Origin of the sequence: Streptomyces sp. SID1328 (genome assembly GCF_009865595.1) — a bacterium.
GTDB classification, from domain to species: domain Bacteria; phylum Actinomycetota; class Actinomycetes; order Streptomycetales; family Streptomycetaceae; genus Streptomyces; species Streptomyces griseoluteus.
The window spans coordinates 1-8,958 of record NZ_WWKH01000708.1; the positions used below are offsets into that span (position 1 = coordinate 1).

An 8,958-nucleotide genomic window follows, 5' to 3' on the forward strand; every position below is an offset into this window, starting at 1 on the left:
CCTCTACGCCGGCTCCGGCGCGGTCGGCCTGGAGGCGCTGAGCCGCGGCGCGGCGCACGCCCTCCTGGTAGAGGCCGACGCCCGCGCCGCGAGAACCATCCGCGACAACGTCCGCGCCCTGGGCCTCCCCGGTGCCGAAGTAAGGGCGGGCAAAGCGGAACAAGTCATCCGTACCGCACCCCCCGCCGCGCCCTACGACCTGGTCTTCCTCGACCCCCCGTACGCCGTGTCGGACGACGATCTCCGCGAGATCCTCCTCACACTCCGCTCCGGGGGGTGGCTGACCGCCGAAGCCCTCGTCACCGTGGAGCGCAGCACCAGAGGGGGCGAATTCCACTGGCCGGAGGGGTTCGAGCCGATCCGGTCCCGTCGCTACGGCGAGGGAACGTTTTGGTACGGTCGCGCCGCCTCACCGTGCGAAGACGCACGATGACCGGACCCGAGAGCGAGGGATCTCCCGTGCGCCGCGCCGTCTGTCCCGGATCGTTCGACCCGATCACCAACGGACATCTCGACATCATCGCCCGCGCCTCCCGCCTGTACGACGAGGTGTTCGTCGCGGTGATGATCAACACCTCCAAGAAGGGCCTGTTCGACGTCGACGAGCGGATCGGCCTGATCCGCGAGGTCACCGCCGAGTACGCCAACGTCCGCGTCGAGGCCCACCACGGCCTCCTCGTCGACTTCTGCAAGGACCGCGACATCCCCGCCATCGTCAAGGGCCTGCGCGCGGTGAGCGACTTCGACTACGAGCTCCAGATGGCCCAGATGAACAACGGCCTCACCGGTGTCGAGACGCTGTTCGTGCCCACCAACCCCACCTACAGCTTCCTCTCCTCCTCGCTGGTCAAGGAGGTCGCGGCCTGGGGCGGCGACGTCTCCCACCTGGTGCCCCCGCAGGTGCTCGCGGCGCTCGGCGACCGGCTCCGGAAGGACTGACGCCCCGGGGAGGCGACCGGGCGAGGTGACAACACGTCACCCGCTGTCGGACGGCCGCCCCATGGCCGTACAGTCGTCCCGTCCGTCTCCAACACAGCAGTAGAGAGTGGCGAGCCAGGTGGACGTCCAGAAGAAGCTCGACGAGATCGTCTCGGCGGTCTCCGGTGCCCGGTCGATGCCCATGTCGGCCTCCTGCGTGGTCAACCGCGCGGAACTGCTGGCGCTGCTCGAGGAGGTCCGCCAGGCCCTGCCCGGCTCCCTCGAGCAGGCCCAGGAGCTGATCGGGGGCCGCGAGCAGATGGTCGAGCAGGCCCGCCAGGAGGCCGAGCGGATCATCGAGTCCGCGCGCGCCGAGCGCGGCAGCCTGATCGCCGGCACCGAGGTCGCCCGCCACTCCCAGGCCGAGGCCGACCGCATCCTGGCCGAGGCCCGCGCCGAGGCCGACCAGGTCCGCGCGGACGCCGACGACTACGTCGACTCCAAGCTCGCCAACTTCGAGGTCGTCCTCACCAAGACCCTCGGCTCGGTCGGCCGCGGCCGGGAGAAGCTGCTCGGCACCGGCCCCGGCCTGGACGAGCACGGCTACGAGGACGAGGACGCCCCCGAGCGCAGCCAGGACCCGGAGACCCTGCGCCACGACGCGGACGCCTACGTCGACGTCAAGCTCGGCGCCTTCGAGGCCGTGCTCGCCAAGACCCTGGAGGCCGTCCACCGCGGCCGGCAGAAGCTGCACGGCCGGATCGCCACCGACGACCTGGGCGCGCTCGCGGACGACACCACGACCTTCCAGCACTCCAGCGACGCCGACTACCTGGCCGACCTCGCCGCCCTCGCCGACGCCCCGTCCGCCCCGGCCCAGCGCGTCCCGGCGGCCCCGGTGCCGGCCCAGGAGCCGGTGTACGAGCCGCAGGAGACGTACGGCTACCAGCAGCCCGACGCCTACCCGGCGGCCTACCCCGCACAGCCCGGCTACGCCCCCCAGGAGGCGTACGGCTACCAGCAGGACCCGTACGCGGCCCCCAACGGCTACGCCCCGCAGGCCGAGGGCGCCTTCCACGGCTACGACGCCCAGCAGGCGCCGTACGACCCGAACCAGCAGCAGGAGCAGGGCCGGCAGGACTACGCGCTGGACGAGACCAGCCTGTTCGACACCGGCATGATCAGCGCGGAGCAGCTCCGCGCGTACGAACAGGGCCGCGGGCTGTAGTCGCCCGGGGACCCGATTGGGCCCTGAGCGAAAGGTCCAGTATCCTGGCTGTTCGGTCGCGTGTATCCCCGCGATCCGCGCTGCCCGGAACACCGTCGGGCCGCGTCCCTCCTAGCCCGGACCGAAAGCAGGAATGGCTTCCAACGCACGCCTCGACCACCGCAACCCCCTCGTGATCGACACCCACGAGCTGGGCCGGCGGCCTGGTGCGATGCAGCGCCTGACCCGCGAGGTCGACGCCCCCCGGGACCTCGGTATCGAGGGCGTCGTCGGAGTGCCGGAAGGCGCCCCGCTCGAGCTGGACCTCCGTCTGGAGTCGGTCATGGAAGGGGTGCTTGTCACAGGCACCGCCCGTGCATCGGCCAAGGGGGAGTGCGTAAGGTGTCTGGAGCCGGTCGGGCTGGAGCTCGAAGCGGACTTCCAGGAAATGTTCTCGTACCCTGACGCCGACGACCGTGGCCGCGTGATCGCGGAACCGGGCGACGACGCCGAGGACGACGAGGACAGGCAGTACATCGAGGACGGCTTGATCGACCTCGAGCCTCTGCTGCGGGATGCGGTGGTGCTCGCACTGCCGATGCAGCCGGTGTGCCAGGACGACTGTCAGGGTCTGTGTTCCGAATGCGGAGCGCGGCTCACGGACGACCCGGACCACCACCACGACGCCGTCGACATCCGTTGGGCGGCATTGCAGGGACTCGCCGACACCATGTCGGACGGCGAGAAGGACGAGATGAGCGGCGACGTGCCTCGATCAGCACGTGCCGACGAGAAGCAGGAGAAGTAGCCGTGGCTGTTCCGAAGCGGAAGATGTCGCGCAGCAACACGCGCCACCGCCGGTCGCAGTGGAAGGCTGCGGTCCCCACCCTGGTTGCGTGCGAGCGCTGCCACGAGCCCAAGCAGCAGCACATCGCGTGCCCGTCTTGCGGCACCTACAACAAGCGCCAGGTCCTCGAGGTCTGAGCGGCCGGTGAGAGGCACTGTGTCCACTGTCAAGAAGGTGGAAGACGCCGAAGCCAACGCTTCCCGCCGACGCGGGAACGGCAAGGCGGAGAACATGGCCTCGTCCCACACGCTTCTGGAAGGGCGGCTCGGCTACCACGTCGAGTCCGCCCTTCTGGTGCGTGCGCTGACCCACCGTTCCTACGCGTACGAGAACGGCGGCCTGCCGACGAACGAGCGGCTGGAGTTCCTCGGGGACTCCGTGCTCGGTCTCGTCGTCACGGACACGCTGTACCGCATCCACCCCGACCTGCCCGAAGGCCAGCTGGCCAAGCTGCGGGCCGCGGTGGTCAACTCGCGTGCGCTGGCGGAGGTCGGCCGTGGCCTCGACCTGGGTTCCTTCATCCGGCTCGGCCGTGGTGAAGAGGGCACGGGCGGCCGGGACAAGGCGTCCATCCTCGCCGACACCCTGGAAGCGGTGATCGGCGCGGTCTATCTCGACCAGGGCCTCGAGGCGGCGTCCGAGCTGGTCCACCGGCTCTTCGACCCGCTGATCGAGAAGTCCTCGAACCTCGGAGCCGGCCTGGACTGGAAGACCAGTCTCCAGGAGCTCACCGCGATCGAGGGGCTCGGCGTGCCCGAGTACCTGGTCACGGAGACCGGCCCGGACCACGAGAAGACCTTCACTGCTGCTGCCCGCGTCGGGGGCGTCTCGTACGGCACCGGCACCGGCCGCAGCAAGAAGGAGGCGGAGCAGCAGGCCGCCGAGTCCGCCTGGCGGGCCATCAAGGCCGCCGCGGACGAGCGCGCCAAGGCGGCGAAGGCCGTCGAGGCCGAGGCCGCCCCGGACGACGAACCGTCGTCCGCCACCGCCTGACCGAGCACATCCCGAGCGCCCGCCCCCGTCCGTCGGGGGCGGGCGCTCGGTTCTTCCCAACGGTTCCCACAGGGGGTTGTCGATGCCCGAGTTGCCCGAGGTCGAGGTTGTCCGGCGGGGGCTGGAGCGGTGGGTCGGCGGGCGTACCGTCGCCGAGGCCGAGGTGCTGCATCCGCGTGCGGTGCGGCGGCACCTGGCGGGGGCCGACGACTTCGCGCACCGGCTGAAGGGGCACCGCTTCGGGACGCCCAGCCGGCGCGGCAAGTACCTGTGGCTGCCGCTCGCGGACACCGGGCAGTCCGTCCTCGCCCACCTCGGGATGAGCGGGCAGCTGCTGGTGCAGCCGCACACGGCGCCGGACGAGAAGCACCTGCGGGTACGGGTCCGGTTCGCCGACGAGCTGGACACCGAGCTGCGCTTCGTGGACCAGCGCACCTTCGGCGGGCTCTCGCTGCACGACAACACCGCCGAGGGCCTGCCCGACGTGATCGCGCACATCGCCCGCGATCCGCTGGACCCGGTCTTCGACGACGAGGTGTTCCACCAGGCCCTGCGGCGCAAGCGCACCACGATCAAGCGGGCCCTGCTGGACCAGTCGCTGATCAGCGGCGTCGGCAACATCTACGCGGACGAGGCGCTGTGGCGCTCCCGCCTGCACTACGAGCGCCCCACGGCCACCTTCACCCGACCGGTCACCGCCGAACTCCTCGGCCACGTACGGGACGTGATGAACGCGGCCCTCGAAGTCGGCGGCACCAGCTTCGACAGCCTGTACGTCAACGTCAACGGCGAGTCCGGCTACTTCGACCGCTCACTGGACGCCTACGGCCGCGAGGGCCTGCCCTGCCGCCGCTGCGGTACGCCGATGCTGCGGCGCCCGTGGATGAACCGGTCCAGCTACTTCTGCCCGAAGTGTCAGCGGGCGCCGCGCGTCTCGTCGTAACGGGCGCGGGCGGCGAGGACCTCGTCCATGGCGCCCTCCACGCAGTGGATGAGCGCGAGCAGCCGCTCGGCGACCCGGCGGCCGAGGTCGGTGAGTTCGTAGTCCACGCGGGGCGGGTTGACCGGCTGCGCCTCCCGGTGCACCAGCCCGTCCCGCTCCAGCGCCTGGAGCGTCTGGGACAGCATCTTCTCGCTGACCCCGTCCACCCGCCGCCGCAGTTCATTGAACCGCAGGGACCCCTCGTACAGCGCCCCCAGCGCCAGCCCGCCCCAGCGTCCGGTGACGTGCTCCAGCGTCCCCCGCGACGGACAGGCCCTGGCGAACACGTCGAAGCCACACTCCACGCCCGCCGACTCCTGAATGCTCCCGCTCATACCGTCAGGGTAGGCGAGGGGTGCGCTAACCGCCAGGTTGCACTAACCGGGGGTTAGTGGGCGGGGATGCGGGGTCAGTAGCCGAAGTCCTGCGTCCACCAAGGGCCGCCCGGGGCCAGGTGGACGCCCACGCCGAGGGTCTTGAAGTCGCAGTTGAGGATGTTGGCGCGGTGGCCGGGGCTCTTCATCCAGGCGTCCATGACGGCCGCGGCGTCGGACTGGCCGCGGGCTATGTTCTCGCCGCCGAGGCCCGTTATGCCGGCCTTCGCGGCGCGGTCCCAGGGGGTGGCGCCGTCGGGGTCGGTGTGGTCGAAGAAGTCGCGGGCGGCCATGTCGCCGCTGAACGCCTCGGCGAGCCCGGTGAGCGCCGAGTTGGCCGCGACCGGGGTGCAACCGACCTTCGCCCGTTCGGCGTTGACCAGCCGCAGCACCTCCGCCTCGGCTGCCGCCTGCGCGGACACGGTGACCGGCGCGGAGGCCTCGGGAGCCTTCGGCTCGGGGGCCGGCGCCTTGGTCTGCGACTCGCTCGGCTTCGGGTCGGGCTTGGGGTCGGCGGCCGGCTTGGACGGGGCCGGCTTGGCGGGCGCCGGGGCCTGCGAGGTGGGGGCCGACGCCGGGGCGGACGGGGCCGGGGACGCCGGGGTGGTGCTCTGCCGGCCGCCGGTGGAGGGGGAGCCGGGGGTGCTCGGGGTGTCCGCACTGCCGGAGGCACCGCCCTGCTCGCTGGCCGCGTTGCCGGGGGCGCCCACCGCCTGCACGGTCTCGCCTGGACCGCTGCTGGTGCCGCCGCCGAGCCGGTAGTTCTGCAGACCGGGCACCGCGCCGGTGGCGACGGCCGCCGTGCCGAGGGCGACGGCGGCGGAGACGCCCAGCAGGCCCGTACGCACCGGGGTGGCGGCCTTCCTGGCGCGCCGGTGGCCGCGCTGCTTCGAGCCGACCGTCGCGGCGAAGTCGGCCTCCAGGGCCCGGCGCTCGTCATCGGTGGCGTACAGATAGTCCGTGCTGCGGGCTGCGGTCGCCGCGTACGCCTGCGGCCGCTGGTACGACGCGGTGCCCCTGGCTTCGTACGACTCCGGCCCCGTGGTCCCGGTACCGGATCGTCGATGGCGTCCCATGCCCTGCCCCATTCCTCGTTCTCGCGGTCGGCCGACGCCGGGTCGCGGCGGATTCCCCCCGGCCGATCCAACTCACTCGTTCGAGTGAGTTTCAGATGAGAGTCATTGGACCGGGACGGTACCGCATGCCACTGGGGCAGGGTGTGCCTCGCGGGACATCGGGCGGTTAGGTTGCAGCCATGAGTGAGGAAGTACGGCTGGTGGCCTGGGTGCGCGGACAGGTCCAGGGAGTGGGTTTCCGCTGGTTCACGCGTGCCGCGGCGCTGGAGATCGGCGGGCTGAGTGGTTTTGCTCTCAATCTGGCCGACGGACGGGTCCAAGTGGTCGCCGAGGGGCCCCGCGACGGCTGCCAGGGGCTGCTCGACTGGCTCCAGGGCGCCGACACGCCCGGACGGGTCGACGGGGTCACCGAGATCTGGGACACACCCCGCGGCGGATACGACGGTTTCGCCATTCGCTGACCCGGCACCCCCGACACCCCTTCGGACCCTCTCCGCTGGGGGCCGCGCGGGGGTCCCCGGAGCGAAAAAAGGCTGGTGGTTGCCAAGAACGGCTCCACGTGGCAGGCTCCCGAGGTACACCTGATCGTCACGCCCCGAGGGCCCCGTACAAGCAGCAGCGCCGCCGTCCACCGGCCGCGCGCCACGGGTTCGCCCCCCAATACGGGGTGTGATCGTGTTGACCGTCAAACTTTTTGGTGAGACGCTGAAAGCCCCGCGCATCTTGGCTGTTTGGCATGACGAACGGCAGTGCAACACCAGCGTGTGCCAGGCATGCCGGGTGCGAATCCCTCACGACCCAACCGCTTCGGTCGGTCACTCAGTGTGGAGGACCATCCATCATGGCAAAGGCGCTTCTCGGTTACGTCGGCGGCTCCGACCCGCGACTCCTCGCCGAGATGCGACGGCTCCAGCAGCGCGTACAGGATCTGGAATCCGAGCTGACTCGGATCCAGTCGGAGAACGACGCACTGACGGCTGCCGCTTCTCAGGACAGGATCATGGAGAGCATCGACGCACACCAGGCGGAGCCTGCGCTCACCTGATCACTGCATCGCTCCACGACAGCAGTCGCTCCAACCAGACCCGGACGGCGAGGCCCGCCTGTCCGAGTCCATAGGGACGCTTCGGCGTCCCTCAGTTCTTTCCCCCGCGCATCCTTTCAGGCTCTTCAACAAATGGTGTGCCCTTCGTGCACTTGGGCGAAACCGTGGGGTTGCGAGTGTTCATGGAGTGAGATACCGCCTGCCCGGTAAAGTCCGGATGCGTGCATCTCAAGGCCCTGACCCTCCGCGGCTTCAAGTCGTTCGCCTCCGCGACCACGCTCCGCTTCGAGCCGGGCATCACGTGCGTCGTCGGGCCGAACGGCTCGGGCAAGTCCAACGTCGTGGACGCGCTGAGCTGGGTCATGGGCGAGCAGGGCGCGAAGTCGCTGCGCGGCGGGAAGATGGAGGACGTCATCTTCGCCGGCACCACCGGCCGTCCGCCGCTGGGCCGCGCCGAGGTGTCCCTCACCATCGACAACTCCGACCGCGCGCTGCCCATCGAGTACGCCGAGGTCACCATCACGCGGACGATGTTCCGCAACGGCGGCAGCGAGTACCAGATCAACGGCGACACCTGCCGTCTGCTGGACATCCAGGAACTCCTCTCCGACTCCGGCATCGGCCGCGAGATGCACGTCATCGTCGGCCAGGGCCAGCTCGACTCCGTACTGCACGCCGACCCCATGGGCCGGCGCGCCTTCATCGAGGAGGCCGCGGGCGTCCTCAAGCACCGCAAGCGCAAGGAGAAGGCGCTGCGGAAGCTGGACGCGATGAAGGCCAACCTCGCGCGCGTGCAGGACCTCACCGACGAACTGCGGCGCCAGCTCAAGCCGCTCGGCCGCCAGGCCGCCGTCGCCCGCCGCGCCGCCGTCATCCAGGCCGACCTGCGCGACGCCCGTCTCCGCCTCCTCGCCGACGACCTCGTACGGCTCCGCCAGGCGCTCGGCGCCGAGATCGCCGACGAGGCCGCGCTGAAGGAACGCAAGGACAGGGCCGAGCGGGAACTGCGCCAGGCTCTCCAGCGCGAGGCCCACCTCGAGGACGAGGTGCGCCGGCTCGCCCCCCGCCTCCAGCGCGCCCAGCAGACCTTCTACGAGCTGTCCCAGCTGGCCGAGCGGGTACGCGGCACCGTCTCGCTCGCCGAGGCCCGCGTCCGCAGTGCCACCTCCGCGCCTCCAGAGGAACGGCGCGGCCGCGAGCCCGAGGACCTGGAGCGCGAGGCCGCGCGCGTCCGCGAGCAGGAGGCCGAGCTGGAAGCGGCGCTGGAGGCGGCCCGGCACGCCCTCGACGACACCGTGGCCCACCGCGCGGAACTCGAACGCGCGCTCACCGCCGAGGAACGGCGCCTGAAGGACGTCGCGCGGGCCATCGCCGACCGTCGCGAGGGCCTCGCCCGGCTGTCCGGCCAGGCCGGCGCCGCCCGCTCCCGTGCCGCCTCCGCCCAGGCCGAGATCGACCGTCTCGCCGCCGGCCGCGACGAGGCCCGGGAACGCGCGGCCCACGCCCAGGAGGAGTA

The 8,958-nt window shown here is 71.2% G+C and carries 12 protein-coding genes; 10 read left to right on the plus strand and 2 right to left on the minus strand.

Features of this window, described 5'->3' with window-relative positions; translation table 11 throughout:
• From GT030_RS22735 to mutM, 7 genes are all read left to right on the plus strand, one after another.
• Positions 1 to 433 (plus strand): RsmD family RNA methyltransferase (locus GT030_RS22735; protein ID WP_161202677.1); only part of this gene is annotated, 433 nt, incomplete at its 5' end.
• A 26-nt stretch (positions 434 to 459) separates the two neighbouring features.
• The gene (gene coaD, locus GT030_RS22740) at positions 460 to 939 is read left to right on the plus strand and encodes a pantetheine-phosphate adenylyltransferase (RefSeq protein ID WP_030808495.1); all 480 of its coding nucleotides are present in this window, start codon (positions 460 to 462) and stop codon (positions 937 to 939) included.
• 118 nt (positions 940 to 1,057) lie between these two features.
• A complete protein-coding gene (locus GT030_RS22745) occupies positions 1,058 to 2,146 on the plus strand; it encodes a cell division initiation protein (RefSeq protein WP_161202682.1) in 1,089 nt (362 codons plus the stop codon).
• Between the two features lie 133 nt (positions 2,147 to 2,279).
• Positions 2,280 to 2,933 carry a DUF177 domain-containing protein gene (locus GT030_RS22750; RefSeq protein ID WP_086695411.1) on the plus strand — a complete coding sequence of 218 codons (654 nt, stop codon included), beginning with the start codon at positions 2,280 to 2,282 and terminating at the stop codon, positions 2,931 to 2,933.
• A gap of 2 nt (positions 2,934 to 2,935) precedes the next feature.
• On the plus strand, positions 2,936 to 3,109 hold the full coding sequence (gene rpmF, locus GT030_RS22755; protein ID WP_003951102.1) for a 50S ribosomal protein L32: 174 nt from the start codon (positions 2,936 to 2,938) through the stop codon (positions 3,107 to 3,109).
• 7 nt (positions 3,110 to 3,116) lie between these two features.
• A complete protein-coding gene (gene rnc, locus GT030_RS22760) occupies positions 3,117 to 3,965 on the plus strand; it encodes a ribonuclease III (RefSeq protein WP_346009718.1) in 849 nt (282 codons plus the stop codon).
• Positions 3,966 to 4,047: 82 nt separating this feature from the next.
• A complete protein-coding gene (mutM, locus tag GT030_RS22765) occupies positions 4,048 to 4,908 on the plus strand; it encodes a bifunctional DNA-formamidopyrimidine glycosylase/DNA-(apurinic or apyrimidinic site) lyase (RefSeq protein WP_135789981.1) in 861 nt (286 codons plus the stop codon).
• On the opposite strand, the gene GT030_RS22770 is transcribed toward mutM, so the two are convergent.
• Positions 4,881 to 5,282 (minus strand): helix-turn-helix domain-containing protein, encoded by a 402-nt coding sequence (locus tag GT030_RS22770; RefSeq protein WP_135789982.1) that lies wholly within the window; start codon positions 5,280 to 5,282, stop codon positions 4,881 to 4,883. The two genes, mutM and GT030_RS22770, sit on opposite strands and share 28 nt — an antisense overlap.
• A 74-nt stretch (positions 5,283 to 5,356) precedes the next feature.
• The gene (locus GT030_RS22775) at positions 5,357 to 6,397 is read right to left on the minus strand and encodes a CAP domain-containing protein (protein WP_161202679.1); all 1,041 of its coding nucleotides are present in this window, start codon (positions 6,395 to 6,397) and stop codon (positions 5,357 to 5,359) included.
• A 179-nt stretch (positions 6,398 to 6,576) separates the two neighbouring features.
• On the opposite strand from GT030_RS22775, the gene GT030_RS22780 reads away from it, so the two are divergent.
• The 3 genes from GT030_RS22780 to GT030_RS22790 form a co-directional block, all read left to right on the plus strand.
• Positions 6,577 to 6,858 (plus strand): acylphosphatase, encoded by a 282-nt coding sequence (locus GT030_RS22780; protein WP_161202680.1) that lies wholly within the window; start codon positions 6,577 to 6,579, stop codon positions 6,856 to 6,858.
• A gap of 380 nt (positions 6,859 to 7,238) precedes the next feature.
• The gene (locus GT030_RS22785; protein WP_030808525.1) at positions 7,239 to 7,442 is read left to right on the plus strand and encodes a hypothetical protein; all 204 of its coding nucleotides are present in this window, start codon (positions 7,239 to 7,241) and stop codon (positions 7,440 to 7,442) included.
• A 221-nt stretch (positions 7,443 to 7,663) separates the two neighbouring features.
• Positions 7,664 to 8,958, plus strand: a 1,295-nt coding sequence (locus GT030_RS22790) for an AAA family ATPase (protein WP_161202681.1), incomplete at its 3' end; no start/stop codon positions are given.